This window comes from Phaeobacter sp. G2, assembly GCA_025163595.1.
Classification (GTDB): Bacteria; Pseudomonadota; Alphaproteobacteria; order Rhodobacterales; family Rhodobacteraceae; genus Pseudophaeobacter.
Map to the genome: position 1 here is coordinate 173099 of CP104100.1, position 19619 is coordinate 192717.

Annotated in this window: 24 protein-coding genes; 8 read left to right on the forward strand and 16 right to left on the reverse strand. The window is 55.5% G+C overall.

The window, feature by feature from the left end; translation table 11 throughout:
• From N1037_00845 to N1037_00870, 6 genes are all read right to left on the reverse strand, one after another.
• Nucleotides 1–810, reverse strand: coding sequence for an AAA family ATPase (locus N1037_00845; protein ID UWS79595.1), 810 nt, complete (start codon nt 808–810; stop codon nt 1–3).
• Nucleotides 803–1423, reverse strand: coding sequence for a 16S rRNA (guanine(527)-N(7))-methyltransferase RsmG (gene rsmG / locus N1037_00850; protein ID UWS79596.1), 621 nt, complete (start codon nt 1421–1423; stop codon nt 803–805). Before rsmG ends, N1037_00845 begins: the two co-directional genes overlap by 8 nt.
• Nucleotides 1420–3294 (reverse strand): tRNA uridine-5-carboxymethylaminomethyl(34) synthesis enzyme MnmG, encoded by a 1875-nt coding sequence (gene mnmG / locus N1037_00855; protein UWS79597.1) that lies wholly within the window; start codon nt 3292–3294, stop codon nt 1420–1422. The genes rsmG and mnmG overlap by 4 nt, the downstream gene beginning before the upstream one ends.
• Before the next feature lie 12 nt (nt 3295–3306).
• Nucleotides 3307–4593 (reverse strand): tRNA uridine-5-carboxymethylaminomethyl(34) synthesis GTPase MnmE, encoded by a 1287-nt coding sequence (gene mnmE / locus N1037_00860; protein ID UWS79598.1) that lies wholly within the window; start codon nt 4591–4593, stop codon nt 3307–3309.
• Nucleotides 4594–4625: 32 nt separating this feature from the next.
• Nucleotides 4626–5897 carry a transcription termination factor Rho gene (gene rho / locus N1037_00865; protein UWS79599.1) on the reverse strand — a complete coding sequence of 424 codons (1272 nt, stop codon included), beginning with the start codon at nt 5895–5897 and terminating at the stop codon, nt 4626–4628.
• A 185-nt stretch (nt 5898–6082) separates the two neighbouring features.
• The gene (locus tag N1037_00870) at nt 6083–6538 is read right to left on the reverse strand and encodes a CopD family protein (GenBank protein ID UWS79600.1); all 456 of its coding nucleotides are present in this window, start codon (nt 6536–6538) and stop codon (nt 6083–6085) included.
• 412 nt (nt 6539–6950) lie between these two features.
• On the opposite strand from N1037_00870, the gene N1037_00875 reads away from it, so the two are divergent.
• The 4 genes from N1037_00875 to dnaQ are packed head-to-tail and all read left to right on the forward strand — an operon-like array spanning nt 6951 to nt 9721.
• A complete protein-coding gene (locus N1037_00875; GenBank protein ID UWS79601.1) occupies nt 6951–7550 on the forward strand; it encodes a Maf family protein in 600 nt (199 codons plus the stop codon).
• The gene (locus tag N1037_00880) at nt 7547–8380 is read left to right on the forward strand and encodes a shikimate dehydrogenase (protein ID UWS79602.1); all 834 of its coding nucleotides are present in this window, start codon (nt 7547–7549) and stop codon (nt 8378–8380) included. Before N1037_00875 ends, N1037_00880 begins: the two co-directional genes overlap by 4 nt.
• Nucleotides 8377–9000 carry a dephospho-CoA kinase gene (coaE, locus tag N1037_00885; GenBank protein ID UWS79603.1) on the forward strand — a complete coding sequence of 208 codons (624 nt, stop codon included), beginning with the start codon at nt 8377–8379 and terminating at the stop codon, nt 8998–9000. The genes N1037_00880 and coaE overlap by 4 nt, the downstream gene beginning before the upstream one ends.
• On the forward strand, nt 8993–9721 hold the full coding sequence (dnaQ, locus tag N1037_00890) for a DNA polymerase III subunit epsilon (GenBank protein ID UWS79604.1): 729 nt from the start codon (nt 8993–8995) through the stop codon (nt 9719–9721). Before coaE ends, dnaQ begins: the two co-directional genes overlap by 8 nt.
• A gap of 76 nt (nt 9722–9797) precedes the next feature.
• On the opposite strand, the gene secB is transcribed toward dnaQ, so the two are convergent.
• Both secB and N1037_00900 read right to left on the reverse strand, forming a co-directional pair.
• Entirely contained in the window at nt 9798–10283 is a 486-nt protein-coding gene (secB, locus tag N1037_00895; protein UWS79605.1) for a protein-export chaperone SecB, read from the reverse strand.
• Nucleotides 10284–10373: 90 nt separating this feature from the next.
• On the reverse strand, nt 10374–10898 hold the full coding sequence (locus tag N1037_00900; protein ID UWS79606.1) for an FxsA family protein: 525 nt from the start codon (nt 10896–10898) through the stop codon (nt 10374–10376).
• 116 nt (nt 10899–11014) lie between these two features.
• Here N1037_00900 and N1037_00905 point away from each other — a divergent pair, with 116 nt between their 5' ends.
• The 3 genes from N1037_00905 to N1037_00915 are packed head-to-tail and all read left to right on the forward strand — an operon-like array spanning nt 11015 to nt 13343.
• Complete coding sequence (locus N1037_00905) at nt 11015–11671, forward strand: Tim44/TimA family putative adaptor protein (protein ID UWS79607.1); 657 nt, start codon at nt 11015–11017, stop codon at nt 11669–11671.
• The gene (locus N1037_00910; protein UWS79608.1) at nt 11668–12744 is read left to right on the forward strand and encodes a murein transglycosylase A; all 1077 of its coding nucleotides are present in this window, start codon (nt 11668–11670) and stop codon (nt 12742–12744) included. Before N1037_00905 ends, N1037_00910 begins: the two co-directional genes overlap by 4 nt.
• The gene (locus N1037_00915) at nt 12744–13343 is read left to right on the forward strand and encodes a Smr/MutS family protein (protein ID UWS79609.1); all 600 of its coding nucleotides are present in this window, start codon (nt 12744–12746) and stop codon (nt 13341–13343) included. The genes N1037_00910 and N1037_00915 overlap by 1 nt, the downstream gene beginning before the upstream one ends.
• A 24-nt stretch (nt 13344–13367) precedes the next feature.
• Here the strand turns inward: N1037_00915 and N1037_00920 are convergent, their stop codons facing one another.
• The 4 genes from N1037_00920 to hslV all read right to left on the reverse strand — a co-directional run bounded on the left by N1037_00920 (nt 13368) and on the right by hslV (nt 17590).
• A complete protein-coding gene (locus N1037_00920) occupies nt 13368–14492 on the reverse strand; it encodes an alpha/beta fold hydrolase (protein UWS79610.1) in 1125 nt (374 codons plus the stop codon).
• 109 nt (nt 14493–14601) lie between these two features.
• Nucleotides 14602–15915 (reverse strand): ATP-dependent protease ATPase subunit HslU, encoded by a 1314-nt coding sequence (gene hslU, locus N1037_00925; GenBank protein ID UWS79611.1) that lies wholly within the window; start codon nt 15913–15915, stop codon nt 14602–14604.
• A gap of 12 nt (nt 15916–15927) precedes the next feature.
• Nucleotides 15928–16998: a hypothetical protein gene (locus N1037_00930; protein ID UWS79612.1), complete on the reverse strand. Its 1071-nt coding sequence runs from the start codon at nt 16996–16998 to the stop codon at nt 15928–15930.
• A 1-nt stretch (nt 16999) separates the two neighbouring features.
• Nucleotides 17000–17590, reverse strand: coding sequence for an ATP-dependent protease subunit HslV (gene hslV / locus N1037_00935; protein ID UWS79613.1), 591 nt, complete (start codon nt 17588–17590; stop codon nt 17000–17002).
• A 248-nt stretch (nt 17591–17838) separates the two neighbouring features.
• Between hslV and N1037_00940 the strand changes: the two genes are divergently transcribed.
• The gene (locus N1037_00940; protein ID UWS79614.1) at nt 17839–18030 is read left to right on the forward strand and encodes a DUF1127 domain-containing protein; all 192 of its coding nucleotides are present in this window, start codon (nt 17839–17841) and stop codon (nt 18028–18030) included.
• 69 nt (nt 18031–18099) lie between these two features.
• Here the strand turns inward: N1037_00940 and N1037_00945 are convergent, their stop codons facing one another.
• The 4 genes from N1037_00945 to trxA form a co-directional block, all read right to left on the reverse strand.
• The gene (locus N1037_00945; GenBank protein UWS79615.1) at nt 18100–18465 is read right to left on the reverse strand and encodes a Lin0512 family protein; all 366 of its coding nucleotides are present in this window, start codon (nt 18463–18465) and stop codon (nt 18100–18102) included.
• Nucleotides 18462–18812: a Lin0512 family protein gene (locus N1037_00950; protein ID UWS79616.1), complete on the reverse strand. Its 351-nt coding sequence runs from the start codon at nt 18810–18812 to the stop codon at nt 18462–18464. Before N1037_00950 ends, N1037_00945 begins: the two co-directional genes overlap by 4 nt.
• Nucleotides 18813–18994: 182 nt before the next feature.
• On the reverse strand, nt 18995–19210 hold the full coding sequence (locus N1037_00955) for a DUF6500 family protein (protein ID UWS79617.1): 216 nt from the start codon (nt 19208–19210) through the stop codon (nt 18995–18997).
• 70 nt (nt 19211–19280) lie between these two features.
• Nucleotides 19281–19601 (reverse strand): thioredoxin, encoded by a 321-nt coding sequence (gene trxA, locus N1037_00960; GenBank protein UWS79618.1) that lies wholly within the window; start codon nt 19599–19601, stop codon nt 19281–19283.
• Nucleotides 19602–19619 lie beyond the last annotated feature (18 nt).

The window sequence follows — 19619 nt, forward strand, 5'->3', positions numbered from 1 at the left end:
TCAAGCCGCGACTGTTTGGTTATTCGATATCAACTCTTGCGCCAAAGCACGGTACGCCTTTGCCCCTAGGGAGTTGCTATCATAGTTGAGCACTGGCAAAGCATAGGACGGGGCCTCGCTGACCCTCACATTGCGCGGGATTTTTGTTTGAAAAACCAGATCGCCCAGATTGTCTCGCGCATCCTGTTCAACCTGCTGCGACAAGTTATTGCGACGGTCGAACATCGTCAAAACAACCCCTTCAATCCGAAGATCAGGGTTGGCCGATTGCCGGACTTCCCGAATTGTGAGCAGCAGTTGCGATACACCTTCCAGGGCAAAAAATTCACTCTGCAAGGGGATCAGCACCGAATGGGATGCAACCATCGCATTGACGGTCAACAGGTTAAGAGAAGGCGGACAGTCGATCAGCACATAATCCCAATCGTATTCGTCCATCGCCGTTTGCCGCAACGCATCATGCAGCAAGAAGCTACGCTTTTCATTGGCAAAAAGCTCAATATCAGCGGAACTAAGGTCAACAGTCGCAGGAATCACGCAAAGGTCTTCGATTTCTGTAGTACGAATCACTTCATTTAGTGGGGCGTCATCAACCAACAGATCATATGTAGTGGCATCTCGATCCGCACTCTCGATGCCCAAGCCGGTGGAAGCATTCCCCTGGGGGTCCAGATCCACCACCAACACTCGCAGTCCTGTCTCAACCAAAGCGGCCGCGAGGTTGATTGCTGTTGTTGTCTTACCCACCCCGCCCTTTTGATTTGCAACCGCGATAATTCGAGGCCCCTCCGGGCGGGATAAATCAGGCACGAGCGACTCCCTTGATCTTAAGAATAACTGCTTCAGTCTCAGTCAAACTTGTAATTGGTTCAACGTCGAATCGCCATCGCTGAGCTGCCTTATCCACTTCTTTTTTCCAGTTCACCCCTTTGGGGAACACAGCTGTACCGTCAACAGCCAGGTGGCGTTGGGAAAATTCAAGAAGAGCATCTAGATCAGCAACCGCTCGCGCGGACAGTATGTCTGCATTCTGCTGCACAGCCTGTTCAATTCGCTCGGTCAATACAGAAATTGAAACTCCACATTCCCGCGCTGCAGTTCGCAGAAAAGCCGATTTTCGCTGATCGCTTTCGATCAACGTAACCTTGGTTTTAGGTGAGCGTTCTGCGGCCATGATGGCGACAACAATTCCCGGGAACCCGCCGCCGCTGCCGATATCCACCCAGCTCTGACCTGCATCTTCTACGCAGGTGAAGACCTGTACCGAATCTACGATATGCCTCTGCCAGAGATCTGTTAGGCTGCTTTTGGAGACCAGATTTATTCGCGGGTTCCACTTTAGCAAAACCTCCTCGAATTTTTCTAACCGCTCTATTGTTTCACGTGAAACATTCAACTGATCTAACAGAGCTCTCTCGCTCATCCAAGTTTCTCCTGTGAACGCATATTCTTACGCAACCGCGCCAACACCAGAGCCAGCCCTGCTGGCGTCATCCCATTGATACGACTGGCCTTTGCCAAGGTTTCAGGTCTCGCGACGGTCAGTTTCAGTTGTAACTCCGCCGAAAGACCTTCGATAGCTGTATAATCAAAATCATCTGGGATCACATGGCCTTCGTCACGCTTGACCGCTGCGATCTCTTTCTCCTGACGCGCGATATAGTGCACATATAGCGCGTCTCTCTCCAATTGCCGCATTGTCTCGACATCTGTATCAGCGAAATCTGGCAGCAAAGGGATGAGATCTTCAAACCCCACATCAGGGAAAGCGAGAATTTCAAAACCTGTTCTCTTGTTCCCGTCCTGATTGACGTAAATCCCCGCTGCCGAAATCTGCTTTGGTGTGAATACAGCAGCTTCCAGACCGTTTCGGGTGGTTTCCAGACGGTCCAGCTTTTCCGAAAAGGCTATCCTTCTCTCTTCAGAGATGCACCCTGCCTCTATCGCAAGAGGTGTTAGCCTTTGATCCGCATTATCCGCGCGCAGGGATAGACGGAATTCAGCCCGCGAGGTAAACATTCGGTAGGGTTCTATAACGCCATGCGTGGTAAGATCATCAACCATGACACCAATGTAGCTGTTGGACCGGCCAAACATTACCGGCTCTTCATCCCGACATTTAGCGGCAGCACTAAGGCCAGCAACCAAACCTTGCGCAGCTGCTTCCTCATATCCTGTAGTGCCGTTGATCTGCCCCGCTAGATATAAACCTGGAACATCTTTAAGCGATAGATCCAAGGAGAGCGCCCGTGGATCAATATAGTCATATTCGATCGCATACCCGGGCTGCAGAATTTCGGCCTTTTCCAAACCGACAATTGAACGAACGTAATCCGACTGTACATCCACTGGTAGGCTTGTCGAAATTCCGTTTGGATAGACGGTGTGATCCGTCGCCCCCTCGGGTTCCAAGAAAATCTGATGCGAGGTCTTATCTGCAAATCGGACAATTTTGTCCTCGATTGAAGGGCAGTACCTGGGACCAACACCATCAATATGCCCGCCATACATGGCTGATCGAGAAAGGTTCTTCCGAATAATGTCGTGGGTTTTTTCATTGGTGTGCGTAATGCCGCAGATAACCTGTTTGGCCGACAACGCCTTAGTCATAAAGGAGAAGAAGGTGGGATCCTCATCTCCTGGCTGTCCTTCGAGTATATCCCAGTTGATCGTGCGCCCATCCAGGCGCGGTGGCGTGCCGGTCTTTAGTCGACCCATCGGCAGTTCAAAGCTGTCCAACCGTTCTGCCAGTTTTACGGAAGGTCGATCCCCCATTCGGCCACCAGGCTTTGACACATCGCCAATATGGATCACCCCCCGTAGGAATGTACCAGTCGTTAGGATTACGAACCTGCTGTGAATTTCACTTCCATCTGACAGGACCACGCCGCCCACTGTAGCGCCCCGCATCAAAAAATCTGTCGCTTCCCCCTCGATGATCTCAAGGTTTTCTTGGGATTCTGTTCTTTTGAGCATTTCACGACGATAGATACCGCGGTCAGATTGCGCACGGGGGCCTTGAACAGCAGGGCCTTTGCGGCGGTTGAGCAGTCTAAACTGAATACCGGCAAGATCAGCTACTTGCCCCATTACGCCATCCATCGCGTCAATTTCGCGAACAAGGTGGCCTTTACCCAGGCCACCGATGGCCGGGTTGCAAGACATCACCCCAATACCATCGCGTGTTAATGTGATGAGGGCTGTACGCGCGCCCATGCGCGCCGAAGCATGGGTTGCCTCGCTTCCTGCGTGACCTCCACCAATGACGACGACATCAAAATCTGAATGTTTCACGTGAAACACTCCCTATTTTCCAAGACAGAAACTTGAGAAAATCTCATCAAGGAGATTCTCGACGCCAACACGACCCACAAGCATTTCAAGGGATCGAACGGCAGACCGTATATCTTCAGCGGCAATTTCATAGAACTCCGATCCCCGTTGCAAAACAAGTTGAGCTTCGGTCAAGCTGTGCATTGCGGCAAGCATCATCTCACGGTGACGAGTCCGGGTGGCAACGCCAACCTGAGTGGAGCGATCTTTCAATGTATCAGAGATATGGGAAACCAGGCGATCTACGCCCTGCCCTGTCTTCCCGGAAATGGCGCTATCCGAGTCCTGCCGCATATCAGCCTTGGGCTGAAGACGGATATCCCCAGGCTTCATTTTCAAATCAATCGCTTCATCCGGTTCTACCAGAAAAACACGAAGATCTGCCTGTTCAGCGCGTTTGCGGGCAAGCTCAATTCCGATGCCTTCAACGTGATCGTCAGTATCTCTGAGGCCGGCAGTATCCAGAAGTGTCACCGGTAACCCGCCAAGATCCATTCGGACTTCAATCACATCCCGCGTCGTGCCGGCATATTCTGAAGTGATAGCCGCCTCACGACCTGCTAACATATTGAGAAGCGTAGATTTTCCGACGTTTGGCGCACCGATGATTGCAACCTCAAAACCGTCTCGAATGCGCTCTGCAATTTTGACGCCTTCGGTCTCTGCCTGCAGGTCCTGGGCGACTGCCCTCAGCAGGGCTGTCACCTCAGGAGTGACATCCACAGGGACATCTTCATCGGCAAAATCTATGGTCACCTCAATCAGCGATGCTGCCCGGATGAGATCCACCCGCCATCTTTCGGCCAACTGTCCCAGACCACCAGACAGAACCACCTGAGCCTGCTTACGCTGGGCTTCGGTTTCCGCGTCAATCAGATCTGCCAGGGCTTCGACCTGTGCCAAGTCCAATTTGCCATTTTCCAACGCCCGCCGGGTGAATTCACCAGGCTCTGCCAGACGAAGATCAGGGGTTTTGGTCAAACGGTCCAGAACTGCCGAAACCACGGCTGTACTGCCGTGGACTTGAAATTCGACAATGTTTTCGCCCGTAAAGCTGGCCGGCGCCGCAAAGCTAAGAACCAGAGCTTCGTCCAGCTGACTGCCGTCCAAATCCAGAAGGCAGCGCAGCCCCCGCCCTTTTGCAGGCAGAGGATGGTCACAAATCTGATTGGCTGCGGTCAGTGCCAGAGGGCCAGAAATGCGAATGACTGAAACTCCAGCCTTCCCCTGTGCGGAGGCCAGTGCAAAGATCGTATCCATCTTGGCCTTCCTCTTTAACTGGCCTTCGCGCTTTAGGTGTTCATCGAATCAAAGAAATCCGCGTTGGATTTGGTTTGCTTCAACTTGCCCAGGAGGAACTCCACAGCGTCGGTGGTGCCCATCGGGTTGAGGATCCGCCGCAATACAAAGGTCTTGGCCAGATCGGCCTTGTCCACCAAAAGCTCTTCTTTCCGGGTACCGGATTTGAGAATATCGATGGCAGGATAGACCCGTTTATCGGCAATTTTGCGATCCAGAACCAGTTCAGAGTTACCGGTCCCTTTGAATTCTTCAAAGATCACCTCATCCATACGGCTGCCGGTGTCGATCAGTGCGGTCGCGATGATGGTGAGCGAACCACCCTCTTCGATATTCCGGGCTGCACCAAAGAATCGCTTGGGGCGTTGCAGAGCATTTGCATCCACACCACCTGTCAGAACCTTGCCAGAGGAAGGCACAACGGTGTTGAAGGCCCTACCAAGTCTTGTGATCGAATCAAGCAAGATAACTACATCTCGCTTATGTTCGACCAATCGCTTGGCCTTTTCGATCACCATTTCCGACACCGCAACGTGGCGTGTTGCGGGTTCATCAAAGGTAGAGGAGACAACCTCGCCTTTGACCGACCGCTGCATATCGGTGACTTCTTCAGGGCGTTCGTCGATTAGCAGAACGATCAAATAACACTCTGGGTGGTTCTGTTCGATCGAGTTTGCGATGTTCTGCAAAATCATCGTCTTACCGGTGCGTGGCGGCGCCACAATCAACGAACGCTGGCCTTTACCGATAGGCGCAACCAGGTCGATCACCCGGGCTGAGCGATCCTTGAGCGTTGGATCTTCGATTTCCATCTTCAGACGCTCATCCGGGTACAGCGGCGTCAGGTTGTCAAAGGCGATCTTGTGACGCGCTTTTTCAGGATCTTCAAAGTTGATCTTGGTGACGCTGGTCATGGCAAAATAGCGTTCTGCCTCCAGCGGGGCCTTGATCTGGCCTTCGATGGTATCGCCAGTGCGTAGCGAATGTTTGCGGATCATTTCCGGCGAAACATAAATATCATCCGGACCCGGCAAATAGTTGGCCTCGGGCGAGCGCAGGAAACCGAATCCATCCTGCAGCACTTCCAGAACGCCATCACCGCCAATTTCCCAGCCTTCATCTGCGCGTTCACGCAGAATTTGGAACATCATCTCGCCCTTGCGCATGGTCGAGGCGTTTTCGATCTCTAGCTCCTCCGCCATAGACAGAAGGTTTTTTGGGCTTTGCGCCTTGAGATCAGAAAGATTGAGGGATTCGACGGTCATTAACATATGGCCTTTTTGCCCCGGCTATTTGGGGTGAGCGATTATTATCAAGTTCGGAGAACACGAGGGCCCGGACGGGCCTGTTGGACGCCATACATAGGGGGTGAGACCTCGTAAGTCAAACCCTCTCACAGAGGCTTAAAGTCGCTCAGAGCCCCGTCCAGAGCGGCTATGGGGCGGTTGTGTCAGAACTTGAAGATCACCGAGATGACAATCACCACCATCAAAAGCGTCGGGACTTCGTTCATCAGGCGGTAGCGTCGCCCAGTGAACCTGTTTTTCCCTGCAGCAAAGTCCCGCTGACGCATCAAAAGCCAATAGTGGAACCAGGTCATACCAATCACTGCCAGAGCCTTGCTCCAGGGCCACACAGAGCCCCAATCGACCAATCCAGGCGTCGCCGCCATGAACAGCCCTGCCCCCCATGTCGCCATCATCGCTGGGCGCATGATGAAACGGTGCAATTTATGTTCCATGGTTACAAAGATCGACAGGCTTTCAGGAACCTTCTCAGCCTGCTCCACGTGATACACAAACAGCCGTGGGAGATAGAACAAACCCGCCATCCAGCTGAGCACCGCCATGATGTGCAGCGATTTGGCATATGGGTAGAGGGTGAACATCCAGTCTGTCAGGTCCATCGGTCTCTCTCTCACGCTTAGATGGTCCACCCTTATAATAATAAAGAAAGATTTAAAGGATGATGTTTTTGTAGGGACAAGGATTTCAGTGGATTATTCAGTTTTTCACCCGCTTATCCCCAGTGGGGAAAACTAGGCGGCCTCATTGCTGCCACATTGGTGACACTTTGGTTAACACCCTTATGAATAAGGATAATTAACGATTTGTTAACCTAGATTACTATGGGGATAACCTTTGGAGGAATCGGGGACGAACAAGATATCCCGACTTCAGAAGTTATCCCAATCCCCGGCGGAGGAATCAGCGCGCAGTTTGGTGGAATTTCCCTTTTCCCTGTGCACTTGCCAAAATCTGGGAAAACCATACAAACCATCCTATAAACTTTCGCATCTTTTCCATGGGGTTTTCCACATGTCTGCCCACATCCTGCTGGCTTCTGGTTCCGAGATCCGAGCGCAGCTTCTGCGTCAGGCTGGTGTGCCCTTTGAGGTCCAGGTTGCCCGCGTTGATGAAGACTCGATCAAAGCGGCGCTTTTGGCCGAAGCCGCTGATCCGCGCGATATTGCCGATGCCCTGGCCGAGGCAAAAGCACGCAAGGTGAGCATGAAAACCCCCGGCCCGCTGGTCCTGGGGTGTGATCAGGTGCTGGATTTTGAAGGCAGGTTACTGTCAAAGCCCAAAAGCGAAGAAGAGGCGCTGGCCCAGCTTAGCGCCATGCGCGGCAAACGTCACATGCTACTGTCGGCTGCGGTGATCTACCGGGATGGGGAACCGATCTGGCGTCATGTTGGTCAGGTGCGGCTGCGAATGCACAACTGTTCGGACAGCTATCTCTCCTCTTATGTGGCGCGCAACTGGCAGAGCATCCAGCACGCGGTGGGCGCTTATAAGTTGGAAGAAGAAGGCGTACGCTTGTTTTCTAACATTGAAGGGAGTTACTTTAATGTTTTGGGTCTACCTCTGGTAGAACTTCTCAACTACTTGGGACTACAGGGTGTCATTGAACAATGAGTGATAAAAAAATCCCTCTGGCCGGTGTGATTGGCTGTCCGGTAGCGCATTCTAAATCGCCACAGTTACAGAGGCATTGGCTCGAGACGCATGGCATCGCTGGACATTATATCCCGATGCATGTGGAGCCGGAAGACCTAGAGACTGTGATCCGCTCCCTGCCAAAGGCGGGGTTTGTTGGCGTCAACGTCACCATCCCGCACAAAGAAGCGGTGATGAAGATTGCGGATAAAGTCACCGACCGGGCCAAATTGATGGGTGCGGCCAATACCGTGATCTTTCGCAGTGATGGCAGTATCCTGGCCGATAACACCGATGGCTATGGCTTTATCACCAACCTGCATCAGGGCGCGCCGGATTGGGTTCCGGGCAGTGGCCCTGCAGTGGTTCTTGGGGCTGGTGGGGCCTGCCGCGCGGTGGTGGCATCGCTGATTGAGGCCGGAGTGCCGGAAATCCTGCTCTCCAATCGCACCCGCGACCGTGCTGAGCAGCTCCAAAAGGAATTTGGCAAGCGTATTCAGGTTGTTGACTGGGTTCTGGCCGGCAACATTATCGAAGAGGCAGCTTTGGTGGTAAACACCACCTCGCTGGGTATGGTGGGAAAACCGCGCCTGCGGGTGCCATTGGATGGGTTAAAGCCGCATATGGTGGTGACTGATCTGATCTATTCCCCACTCAAAACCGACCTGTTGCAGGCCGCCGAAGATGTCGGCTGCACTGTGGTTGATGGTTTGGGCATGTTGCTGCATCAGGCGGTGCCGGGATTTGAACGTTGGTTTGGCCAGCGCCCGGATGTGGATGACGCGACCAGGGCGGCGGCTTTGCGATGACATTTTATCTTGGGCTGACGGGCTCCATTGGCATGGGCAAAAGCACCACCGCAGCGATCTTTGCGCAGGCGGGTTGCGCCGTCTGGGATGCTGATGCTGCGGTGCATCGGCTGTATGCAGCGGGTGGCGCGGCTGTTGTGCCCCTGCAGCAGGCTTTTCCATCGGCGATTTTTGATGGCGCGGTCAGCCGGGAGGCCTTGAAACAGATTCTAGCCGCTGATCCCGCAGCTTTTGCGCAGCTGGAGGCAATAGTGCACCCGCTGCTGGCAGCGGACCGTCAGATGTTCAAAGACACCGCCACCAGCGATATACTGGTTTTTGATATTCCACTGCTGTTTGAAACCGGTGGTGACTCCGCGATGGATGCGGTGGCTTGTGTTCGGGTCGACGCCGCTACGCAGCGCGCCCGGGTGTTGGAGCGGGGCACCATGACGGAGGCCCAGTTTGAACAGATCCTGGCAAAACAGATGCCCATTGATGAAAAATCTGCCCGCGCGGATTATGTCATTGAAACGGACACACTGGACCATGCAAAGACGCAGGTAAGCGCGATATTGGACCAGATCAGACAGACCCAGGCGAAACCGGCTTTGGGCGGAAAGACATCAGCAGATGCGTGAAATTGTTCTCGATACCGAGACCACCGGCTTTGACCCGTTTTCCGGCGATCGCATCGTCGAAATCGGCGCGGTTGAGTTGTTGAACCACATGCCAACCGGCGAGACCTTTCACGTCTATATCAATCCCGAACGCAGTATGCCGCAGGAAGCCTTTGGCGTGCATGGCATTGGTCCCGACCTGTTGGAGCCGCCGCAAAAACCTGAAAAAGGCCAGGTCACCCTGCGGGATAAGCCTGTTTTTGCCAAGTTTGGTCAGGCTTTCTTGGATTTTGTGCGTGATTCCCGGATGGTGATCCACAACGCCAGCTTTGACATGAAATTCCTCAATGCCGAGCTGGACTGGATGGGCCTGCCCAAGCTGCCGATGGAGCAGGCGCTGGATACATTGGCCATTGCCCGCAAACGCTTTCCCGGTTCGCCGGCGACGCTGGATGCCCTGTGCCGACGGTTCCAGATTGACAACAGCAACCGGACCCTACACGGCGCGCTGCTCGATTCCGAAATTTTGGCAGAGGTCTATCTGGAGCTCATCGGGGGCCGTCAGCCGGACTTTGGCCTGTCGACCAATGCCTCCTCTGGTGGGCAGATGGCCGAAGATTGGCGCCCTGCCCCGCGCCCTACCCCGCTTCCATCGCGCCTGACAGCGCAAGAGGCAGAGGCCCATGAGGCCTTTGTTGCCAAGATGGGTGAAGATGCCCTTTGGAACCAAAAGCCGGCCTAGGTCTAATATACCTCAGAGCTACAAAAAACGCCGCTGACCAAAGTCAGCGGCGTTTTTGTTTTGGTGTCAGTGCAGATTACTGCTGTGGAGCGGCGTCGGCCTGACGGCGCGCCAGTTCGTTGCGGTAGATCGCAACAAAATCGATATTGTCCAGGTTCAGCGGTGGGAAACCGCCGTCACGGGTGACATCCGACACGATGCGCCGCAGGAAGGGGAAGGTCATGCGCGGGCATTCGATCAGCAAAAAGGGGTGCAGCTGGTCTTCTGGAACGCCTTCAATGTTGAAAACGCCGACATATTCCAGTTCCAACACAAACAGAACGTCGCCGTCCTCTTTGTTTTTGGATTCGATATTCAGCTTGGTCATGACCTCATACTGGTTCTCGACCGAGCGTTTCTTGGCATCCAGATTGACCGCAACGCTGACGTCGGGCTGAACTTCGCCACCGGCCCCTTTTTGGGCCATGACGTTTTCAAATGACATATCACGGATATATTGGCCCAGAATATTCATCTGAACCTGGGGCTGTTGTGTGGCCCCGTTTGTGCCATTTTCGGCCATTGAGAAACTCCTAAAATTTTGTTTGGTCCGTGCTTAACAGCTTGGTTCCGGTATCTCAACGGCTAGGAAGATCTGCAAAGACGGCAGGGTCTATTTTGGGCCTTCAACCCAGCCCGAAGGTTTTTTTCCGGGACGGCTTGGCGTTACGTCTTCAAAATCGCCATCAATGATGTCGCCGCTTCCAGCGGGGTGGTCCCTGTGGGGATGTCCGCGCTCCTGTCCTGGCCGCTGCCCATGCATGGCGCCGGATCCCATCTGGAACTGCGCCACTGTGACCCGCTTGCTGATATAGTGATACACCGCAATCCGCACCGGGGGCATCAACAGGGCAAAGCCAATGGCATCAGTGAAAAAACCGGGCGTGAGCAGCAGCGCACCAGCAAACAGGATCATCGCGCCATGGGCCAGAGGTTCAGCCGGATCCGACAGGTTTTGAAAGGAGTTACGCATCTGTCCCAGCGCCAGCCGCCCCTGCGACCGCACGAGGGCAGTTCCCAGCACTGCAGTCAGCACCACAATGGCCAATGTCGGCCATAGGCCAATGGCGCCGCCCACCTGTATGAACAGGCCAATTTCAATAAGTGGCACCATCAGAAAGGCGAGAAAAATATACATATAGCGGTTTCCTCTGAACAGACGCTGGACGGTAGACTTGCCACCCCCGACACCCTACATAAGGAGAGATCGCCCAGGTTTCAAACCGGGCTTGGAATATCCAGCGAGAGGTTCTTATGGAGTCGCCTTTGATTAGTCTTTTGGTTTTGGCCGGTATTGCGGTGTTTTTGATCCTGCGTCTCAGAAGCGTTCTGGGCACTCGCGAGGGTTTTGAAAAACCAGCCGTTGCCCCCTCGCAAAAGCGCAGCAGCGGACCTGATCTCGAGGTGATCGAGGGCGGACCAGACCGCGACATTACAGACTATGTCGAAGAAGGATCGCAGCCGGCAAAGGCTTTGGCGGCAATGAAGCGGGTGGAACCTTCGTTTCAGGTGGGCGAATTTGTCCAGGGCGCCCGCAGCGCCTATGAGATGATCCTGATGGGATTTGAACACGGTGAGCTGAACGATCTTCAGGGCTTTCTGGCCGAAGATGTGTTCGACAGCTTTGTCGAAGCCGTTGCGCAGCGCGAAGATCAGGGCCTGACCATTGAGGCTGAGTTCATTGGCGTGCGGGAAACCGCCGTGGTTGATGCGATCTTTGATGAGGCAAGCGGCGTGGCAGAACTGACCATGCGGTTTGTCGGCGAGCTGACCTCGGTTGTGCGCAATCGTGAAGGCGAAATCGTCGAAGGCGATGCCAAAGCGATCAAACGCCAGAAAGATACCTGGGTCTTTGCGCGCAGCATGGGCGGTGATGATCCGAACTGGCAGTTGGTGGCCACGGACGGATGAGTGCAGTGCTCCGGGATTTTTTCCGGGCAGCGGCTCTTGCGGGGGCTGCGATGACGGCCAGCGGCGCAGATGCCGAAACCACTTACAAAATGTTGGATTTCTCTCAGCTGGATGGCTGGGAGGAAGACAACCACGCAGCGGCTCTGAAGGTATTTCTGGAGACCTGTCCCGATCTCAAGGATCAGGACTGGCAAAACCTGTGTGCCTTGGCGCAGGCTCAGGCGCAGACCTTGGCGCAGGAACAGGGCAAAGCCGGGGCGCGTAGTTTCTTTGAGTTGTTCTTTCGACCCGTGTTGATCGAGGATGGAACGCCGGGTCTGTTCACCGGCTATTTCGAACCCGAGCTGGAGGGCTCGCGGTATCGCACGTCGCGGTTTCGCTACCCGGTCTACCGCATGCCTCCCGAAGCAAAGCACAGTAACCCCTGGCTGCCGCGTCGCGATATCCTCACCGGGCCGGTGATGCAGGGGCGGGGATTGGAAATCGCCTGGGTGGATGACCCGGTTGAGCTGTTCTTTCTGCAAATTCAAGGCTCCGGCCGTATCCGACTGAGTGACGGCGGTACAATCAGGATCGGTTATGGTGGTGCCAATGGGCACCCCTATCGGTCAATTGGCACCGAAATGGTCCGGCGTGGGATCTACAAGGCCCATCAGGTCAGTGCTCAGGTGATCAAGGCCTGGGTACGGCGCAATCCGGCTGCTGGCCGCGAGTTGTTGTTGCATAACCCCTCTTATGTCTTCTTCCGGGAAATCCGCAAAATCCGTCCCTCCAAAGGTCCGGTTGGTGCCATGAACAGGTCGGTGACGACGCTGCGCACGCTGGCTGTTGATCCCAAATACACGCCGCTTGGTGCGCCGGTCTGGATGGAAAAGGGCGGTGAGACAAAAATGCACCGCTTGATGATTGCGCAGGATACGGGATCCGCTATTAAAGGCGCGCAACGCGCCGATGTTTTCTACGGCACCGGCGACAGTGCAGGCCAAGCGGCAGGTCGGCTGCGCGATCCGGGCCGGATGGTGGTTCTGTTGCCAATTCAACGCGCCTTTGCGCTGGTACCGGATGAATACTAATGAGCAGGCGCAAGCTGACTTCCGAAGAGGTTGAACTCTGGCATCAGGTGGTAGAGCACACCGAGCGCCTGCATCCGGGCAGCCATTCCTCGCCGCCCAGCCTGCCCTTGCCCAAGCCAAAACCAGCAAAGGCGCCTCAGGTGCGCCCTGAAAGCTTCTTGGAGGCTTTTGAGCTGGGAAGTAAGGCAAAGCCAAAACCGCAACGGCATAGTCTGAAACCAACGCCAGCCAAGGCGCTGGCTGCAAGCCCCTTGCAGATGGACGAAAAAGCCTTTCGCCGGATGAAGCGTGGCAAATTGAAACCCGAAGGGAAACTGGATCTGCACGGGATGCGGGTGGATAGCGCCCATCCGGCGCTGACCCGGTTTATCCTGTCTGCACAGGCCTCGGGCAAACGTCTGGTTCTGGTGGTCACGGGCAAGGGTAAAGATCGCGATGAGCCCGGCCCTATCCCGGTACCGCGTGGTGTGTTGCGCCATCACGTGCCGCAATGGCTTGCGCTGCCGCCACTGGCGCAGGCCGTTTTGCAAGTGAGCCAGTCCCATGTCACCCATGGGGGCGAAGGCGCGTATTATGTCTACCTCCGTCGCACCCGTTAGGCCAGGGTCAGGATCTTAACCAGTTCAGCGCTCGCCGCCGGTGAGGGTGAACAACACGGCCTCGCCCACATTTGTTTTACCTAGACCAGCGCTTGGCACAACTTTTGTGAACTCCGCTACATCATGGGGTCTGGCATCAAAGGCTTTTTCGGTGACCTGTGCCTCAACCAACAAGGTCAAAAGCGTGGGCGATGTGGCCGCAACAAAATGACCAGATTCCGCATTTTCAGAAAAGGCAGTTGTGTCGATAATATCTATGGGCAGGTCTGACACCGCCTCGATGGAGCTGAGACTACCGAGGCGCTCGCGGCTATAGGTTCCGCGAATACGTCTTGAGATGTTGAGAATGGTATCTTTGCTCGACACAAAGACGACAAAGGGTTCAGGCACCTTGTTGAACTGCCGTATCTGGCTACGAAACACATCCAGATCCAGGTCCGGCGAGATCAGGATGACCCCGGCTAGGTTCTGCTCTGCCCAATTTGGGGATCTGATTTCGATCTGCCGCAGGGCTTCCATTGTCAGGACAGAGCCCATGGAATGGGCCACCAGGATGATCCGCCGCGCCTCTGAGTTTTTCAGGCGACGCAAAAGCTGCTCCAACCCATCGCGGGCAAACATCACGCTATCGCCGTCATAGGCATAGCCCAAAGGACTGCCCAGGCTTGGCCAGGAATACACCACCGTTGCGCCCGGCGTATTCAGATCATGGGTAAGCTGGGCCGCACGAAAAGCGGTCTCGGCCTGGGTGCTGTTGTAGCCATGCACAAAGACAACCACGTCTCGGCTGTTGGCAGGGGACTGACGCAGCACAGCATTCAGGCGGCGGTCAAAATCACCAGGGTTTTGAAACCGGTGACGCGCGGCCAGGGTGAATTGGGTTTCTGGGTCTGGGTCGGCATATCCGAACTCCAGTTTTCCCAGCGTGTGATTTGGCGGAATGGAGACTGTCAGCTCCAGCAGGCTGTTGTCTTCGCTTCGTTCCGGGCCAAAGGATCCATCTGGCAGTTCAACCCGGTTTGTGGCGACAAATATGGTTTTGGGGGTGCCAAGCTCCAATGCCTCGGGGGTGACCGGAGACAGGCTGCGATCGGTGCAGCCCAGGGTCAGACAAAGGCTGAGACCAGCAGCCAAACGGAGGAAAATCATAAATAACCTTTGGTGAAACATGCCGGATAAACTGGCCATAGGCTAGCAAGCCTACAGCCAGATGAAAATACATCTCTGTTGGGGGACAGTCCCGGCGCTACACCCTGTGCTACAGCACGTAGCGACTGAGGTCGCTTTTGCTGGCCAGCTCGCCCAGGTGTTTGCTGACAAAGCTGGCATTGACGATGATCTTTTCGCCGCCCTGCTCCGGGGCATTAAAAGACAGATCCTCAAACACCCGTTCAATCACCGTATACAGACGACGCGCGCCGATGTTTTCCACAGAATGGTTTACCTCGGCTGCGATCTTGGCCAGCGCAGAAATGCCATCTTCGGTAAAGGTTACCTCGACATCTTCGGTTTTCATCAGCGCAGTATATTGCAGGGTGAGCGCATTGTCGGTTTCGGTCAGGATGCGGACAAAATCGGCTTCGCTCAGGCTGCGCAAATTGACCCGGATCGGCAGACGCCCCTGCAATTCTGGCAACAGATCAGAGGGTTTGGCGACATGAAAGGCACCGGAGGCAATGAACAGGATATGGTCGGTTTTGATGGGACCATGTTTGGTGCTGACAGTGGTGCCCTCGATCAGCGGCAACAGATCCCGCTGCACGCCTTCACGGCTGACATCGCCGCCGCGGGCATCAGATCGGGCGCAGACCTTGTCGATCTCATCCAGAAAGACGATGCCGCTTTGCTCTACGGATTCAATGGCGGCGCGGTTAACGACCTCATCATCCAGCAATTTGTCAGCCTCGTCGCCGATCAGCACATCATAGCTTTCGGCAACGGTCATCTTTTTGCGCACCGTACGCCCGCCCATTGCCTTGCCCAGCAGATCGCCGATGTTGAGCACCCCCATATTGCCGCCGCCAGGCTGGCCGGGGACATCAAACATATTGCCCATCGGGTTGGAGCTGTCAGCGACATCCAGTTCGATCAGCGCATCGTCAAGCTGCCCTGCACGTAGTTTTTTACGGAATACTTCGCGGGTGATTTCGCGGGCATCCTCGCCGGCCAGGGCGCTGATGACCCGCTCTTCAGCGGCTTTCTGAGCCTTGGCCGTGACGTCTTCGCGCATGAAGGCACGGGTCTGAACGATGGCGCTGTCCACCAGATCGCGAATGATCTGTTCCACGTCGCGGCCCACATAGCCGACTTCGGTGAATTTGGTTGCCTCCACCTTGATGAATGGCGCCCGGGCCAGCTTTGCCAGCCGACGCGAGATTTCGGTTTTACCGACACCGGTGGGTCCGATCATCAGGATGTTCTTGGGGTATACCTCGTCGCGCAGATCATCCGACAGCTGCTTACGGCGCCAGCGGTTGCGCATGGCTACAGCCACGGCGCGTTTTGCATCGGCTTGGCCAATAATAAAGCGGTCAAGTTCAGAAACGATTTCGCGGGGGGTCAGGTCTGTCATGGGATGTCCCGTTTAGTGAGAGGGAGGCAGGCGGTGCAGCGGCAACACTCCAGCCAAAGGAGAGAGCAAGGCCGCCCGGATCCGGGCCCAGAAGGCACCAAGGATCACCAGGAAGAAGCCAAGCAGAAGGACGGTCATAGCGGCGCCTTCGCCGTCAAAAACGGTGCCGGCCAGGGTCACGCTGTAGCCGATCGCGGCGATGAGGAAAGACCGGCGGTCGATCACAATGGCCACCAGGGCAAAACCCAGCAGCACCGCAACAAGTGTCATCTGGGCGCTGGAGGTGCCGCTTTCCAGCAGGCTGAGCGCGATAGTATTGACCAGTGCGGGGGCGGCAACAACATGCAGCCAGAACCCCTGTGCCGCGCGGCGGGTGACACGATGAGGATCGCTGAGGTCAAACAGCATCGCCACCGCAAAGACGGCAATCCCAACGGCCAGTGTCACCCAGGCAAAGGGACCAGAGGCGGAAAACAGGAAGAAGTCGCTGATCCCCTCTGGGCGGCCCGCTTGTTCTGCTGCCACCAACAGGGTCAGCGCAAAGACGCCAAGGGCAATCAGCGCCATGGCAAAGGGCACGCGGAAACGCAGCCAGAACAGCGCCACCGCAGCAGTGGTCAGCGCCATTGGCAGCGGCAGGCTGGAAAGATCGTTCTGCGCCACCATAAAGGGCTCGGAAAAGAAGGCGGTGATTCCGGTCCCGGCATTTGCAGCCCATAAAAGAGACAGGGCAATGGCCGGGGCGATCATGCGGCGACGGCGGATAAAATACTCGGCAAAGACCCACAGCACCACGGCCCCCAGCGCCGCAGAGGAGATGGTTTTCTCGACATACCCCCCCAAAGAGCCAGCGATATAGGCAGCGGTGACCGCTGCCCAGCCCGAAGCCAGAATGAGCATACCGATGACGATGAATATCTCGTTGAACCCTTTGAACAGCTCAAAGGGTTCATCACCCGGTGCCAGGTTTTCGCGCGCACCACGCCGGCTATGGGACATCGCCAGCAATGAGGCCGCCTGGGCCTCGCTGATCAGGCCAGATCCAACGGCGGCGCGAATGTCGTTCTGGTCGATCTGGCTCACATCAACTCTCCGAGGTGGTTTTATCTGTGCCAGTTTCGGCAGCGATGCTTTCGACGGTCAGTTGCCCATTTGTATAGACGCAGATATCAGCGGCAATCGCCATGGCGTCGCGGGCAATGGCTTCGGCGTTGCGGTCACTGTCCATCATACCACGCGCAGCAGCGAGGGCAAAATTCCCGCCCGAGCCAATAGCGGCCACATTATTCTCTGGCTCTAGCACATCCCCTGCCCCGGTGATCACCAAAAGCTCGGTTCCGTCGGTGACAATCAGCATGGCTTCGAGTTTTTGCAGGTATTTATCGGTGCGCCAGTCCTTGGCCAGTTCAACACTGGCCCGCGCCAGCTGACCCGGCGAGGCTTCCAACTTGGCTTCCAGCCGTTCCAGCAGGGTAAAGGCATCTGCGGTGGATCCGGCAAAGCCAACGACAACGTCAAATCCTCCTGGGGACAGACGACGCACCTTGCGGGCGGTGCCTTTGATCACGGTCTGCCCCAGCGAGACCTGGCCATCGCCGGCAACAACCACTTCATCACCCTTTTTGACACCAATAATGGTGGTTCCGTGCCAGCCGGGAAATTGATCATCTGCCATTTATGCCTCCAGTTTTGTTGCCTTCTATATGGATCCATCTCCGATCCGGTACAAGGCTCGGTCGGGGCGGCCTGTTTTTCCGGCTTTCAGCATGACGCCTAAAGAGGGCGTTAATAAATTGCTTACTTGCTATGCACAGAACGCAAATCAGGGCTGTTTAATGGGCAATTGTAGGACTCAGTAAGCCCTCCTACATGGGGCGTAGAAACAGACAACACGAACACACACGAATTTAAAGGACTAGTGCAATGACGACCGCAAACCTCCATGCGCCGCTGGGCGCAGTCTCCGTTCTTCGTTTGGTTGACGGAATCATGAATTTCAAAACCAACCTGGTTGAGTGGAATGAATCCCGGCAGACCCGCAAAGCGCTGTCGCAGCTCTCTCCGGCACAGCTGGAAGACATCGGCGTGACCCGCGCGGATATCGACAAACTGTGAGACCGACAGACCGGGTGCAGAAGCACCAGACGCGATAAGCCGCTCCAGTTTGGGGCGGCTTTGTCTTTTTCAGGAGCTGAGCTTGTAGCTGGCAGACTGATCCGGCAACCAGGCCTCAATCGCGGCCGTGGCCACCACATGCACCCCATCGGACGCGGGGTCAGTGACATTCAAGCCGCCTTTGACAGCCCGCACTGTGGCGCGTCCGCGTGGCAGATCCTGTGCCACAAGATCACAATCCACCTGCGCCGGCTCCTGCACCGCAATGGTGACATCAACCCGCATCTCGCCATGATCAATGCCCAGCTTGGAAAACAGCGTGATCGAGGAATGGTGCAAGGCATCCTGCACCGCACGGCGCGCTGCCTTGGTGTAGTCCTGACCATATAGATCGTTGCCGGTGCCCATTTCTAAAATGATACGTTTTTCGCTCATGACTGGCGCTCCATATCAAAGGAAACAATGACTGCAGCATTGGCAATGATGGTCACGCCCGCGCCATCAGGTTTTGCCACGTCCAATCCGCCCTTTGTCACCGTGATATTGGGTTGGCCATAGGGAAAGATTGCTTTCAACGCCGCCACATCCACCAGTTCCGGTTTTGCCAGACCAATTTCCGCATCAATGATCATGGCTTCTTTGGGGAAATCAAACAGCTCTGCGATGCTTACCGAATTATGCCACAGCGCATCCTTGATCGCGCGCTTTGCTGCCTCGGTGTAATCCTGCCGTCTGAGCGAGCTGCCCATTCCGAATTCCACCAATACTCTTGTCTTGGCCATGGCTGTCTCCCAGTCGTTTTCTTCCGCCACTCTCCGCGCCACGGCCCAAAAGAAAACCCCATATCTTCATTTGGCCAAAAATATCCCTGGGGAGCCACCTGCGGCGACGGGGGCAAGCCCCCCTGCCTGACGAATGCGCACAACGATCTGGCCAGATCAGCGAGCTCAGGCAACGGCCCGCATCATATGGCCCGCATCATATCGCGAATTTTTGCCGCCTTTTCAAAATGGTCCAGCTGATGGTCCCGAATCCACCAGGTTGCCACCTGCATCAACAGCTCAGGGTCATCGTTTTTGTTCTTGAAAAAGGCGTAAAAGGACAGACCAACGCCCTCCCCTTTCTTGGCGATTTTGTCGCTGCAGGTGGTAATGGCCTTTTGGCGAAATTCCGGTGTCATAAAACTGTCCTTGAAATGAAAAAGACGCCCCCACCCGGGGACGTCTTTCGAAAATTCTGTGCGGATCGGATCAGATGGACTCGTTGATCCAGCTCTGCAGCGCGGCCTTGGGGGCGGCGCCGGCACGGTTCGATACAACCTGGCCATCCTTAAAGATAAACAGCGCCGGAATGCCGCGCACGCCCATGGCAGCTGCGGAGTTCGGGTTGCTGTCCACATCCACTTTGACGACTTTTACCTTGTCGCCATACTCTGCCGCCAGCTCTTCCAGAGCGGGGCCGATCTGTTTGCAAGGACCACACCATTCGGCCCAGAAGTCCACCACAACGGGGACTGCGGAATTCTTGACTTCGGCGTCAAATGTTTCGTCGGTGACGGCTACGGTGGACATGGGAATGTCTCCTGAGAT

What these genes read in the sequence shown, in the direction of transcription:
- hslV (UWS79613.1), bottom strand. Translation starts at nt 17,590, where the DNA reads ATGGCAGATGATCAATTTCCCGGCTGGCACGGAACCACCATTATTGGT.
- rsmG (UWS79596.1), bottom strand. Translation starts at nt 1,423, where the DNA reads ATGAGCGAGAGAGCTCTGTTAGATCAGTTGAATGTTTCACGTGAAACA.
- N1037_00920 (UWS79610.1), bottom strand. Translation starts at nt 14,492, where the DNA reads ATGATTTTCCTCCGTTTGGCTGCTGGTCTCAGCCTTTGTCTGACCCTG.
- mnmE (UWS79598.1), bottom strand. Translation starts at nt 4,593, where the DNA reads ATGGATACGATCTTTGCACTGGCCTCCGCACAGGGGAAGGCTGGAGTT.
- N1037_00910 (UWS79608.1), top strand. Translation starts at nt 11,668, where the DNA reads ATGAGTGCAGTGCTCCGGGATTTTTTCCGGGCAGCGGCTCTTGCGGGG.
- rho (UWS79599.1), bottom strand. Translation starts at nt 5,897, where the DNA reads ATGACCGTCGAATCCCTCAATCTTTCTGATCTCAAGGCGCAAAGCCCA.
- coaE (UWS79603.1), top strand. Translation starts at nt 8,377, where the DNA reads ATGACATTTTATCTTGGGCTGACGGGCTCCATTGGCATGGGCAAAAGC.
- N1037_00950 (UWS79616.1), bottom strand. Translation starts at nt 18,812, where the DNA reads ATGGCCAAGACAAGAGTATTGGTGGAATTCGGAATGGGCAGCTCGCTC.
- N1037_00875 (UWS79601.1), top strand. Translation starts at nt 6,951, where the DNA reads ATGTCTGCCCACATCCTGCTGGCTTCTGGTTCCGAGATCCGAGCGCAG.
- N1037_00900 (UWS79606.1), bottom strand. Translation starts at nt 10,898, where the DNA reads ATGTATATTTTTCTCGCCTTTCTGATGGTGCCACTTATTGAAATTGGC.
- hslU (UWS79611.1), bottom strand. Translation starts at nt 15,915, where the DNA reads ATGACAGACCTGACCCCCCGCGAAATCGTTTCTGAACTTGACCGCTTT.
- N1037_00870 (UWS79600.1), bottom strand. Translation starts at nt 6,538, where the DNA reads ATGGACCTGACAGACTGGATGTTCACCCTCTACCCATATGCCAAATCG.
- N1037_00945 (UWS79615.1), bottom strand. Translation starts at nt 18,465, where the DNA reads ATGAGCGAAAAACGTATCATTTTAGAAATGGGCACCGGCAACGATCTA.
- N1037_00955 (UWS79617.1), bottom strand. Translation starts at nt 19,210, where the DNA reads ATGACACCGGAATTTCGCCAAAAGGCCATTACCACCTGCAGCGACAAA.
- secB (UWS79605.1), bottom strand. Translation starts at nt 10,283, where the DNA reads ATGGCCGAAAATGGCACAAACGGGGCCACACAACAGCCCCAGGTTCAG.
- trxA (UWS79618.1), bottom strand. Translation starts at nt 19,601, where the DNA reads ATGTCCACCGTAGCCGTCACCGACGAAACATTTGACGCCGAAGTCAAG.
- N1037_00905 (UWS79607.1), top strand. Translation starts at nt 11,015, where the DNA reads ATGGAGTCGCCTTTGATTAGTCTTTTGGTTTTGGCCGGTATTGCGGTG.
- dnaQ (UWS79604.1), top strand. Translation starts at nt 8,993, where the DNA reads ATGCGTGAAATTGTTCTCGATACCGAGACCACCGGCTTTGACCCGTTT.
- N1037_00880 (UWS79602.1), top strand. Translation starts at nt 7,547, where the DNA reads ATGAGTGATAAAAAAATCCCTCTGGCCGGTGTGATTGGCTGTCCGGTA.
- N1037_00940 (UWS79614.1), top strand. Translation starts at nt 17,839, where the DNA reads ATGACGACCGCAAACCTCCATGCGCCGCTGGGCGCAGTCTCCGTTCTT.
- N1037_00915 (UWS79609.1), top strand. Translation starts at nt 12,744, where the DNA reads ATGAGCAGGCGCAAGCTGACTTCCGAAGAGGTTGAACTCTGGCATCAG.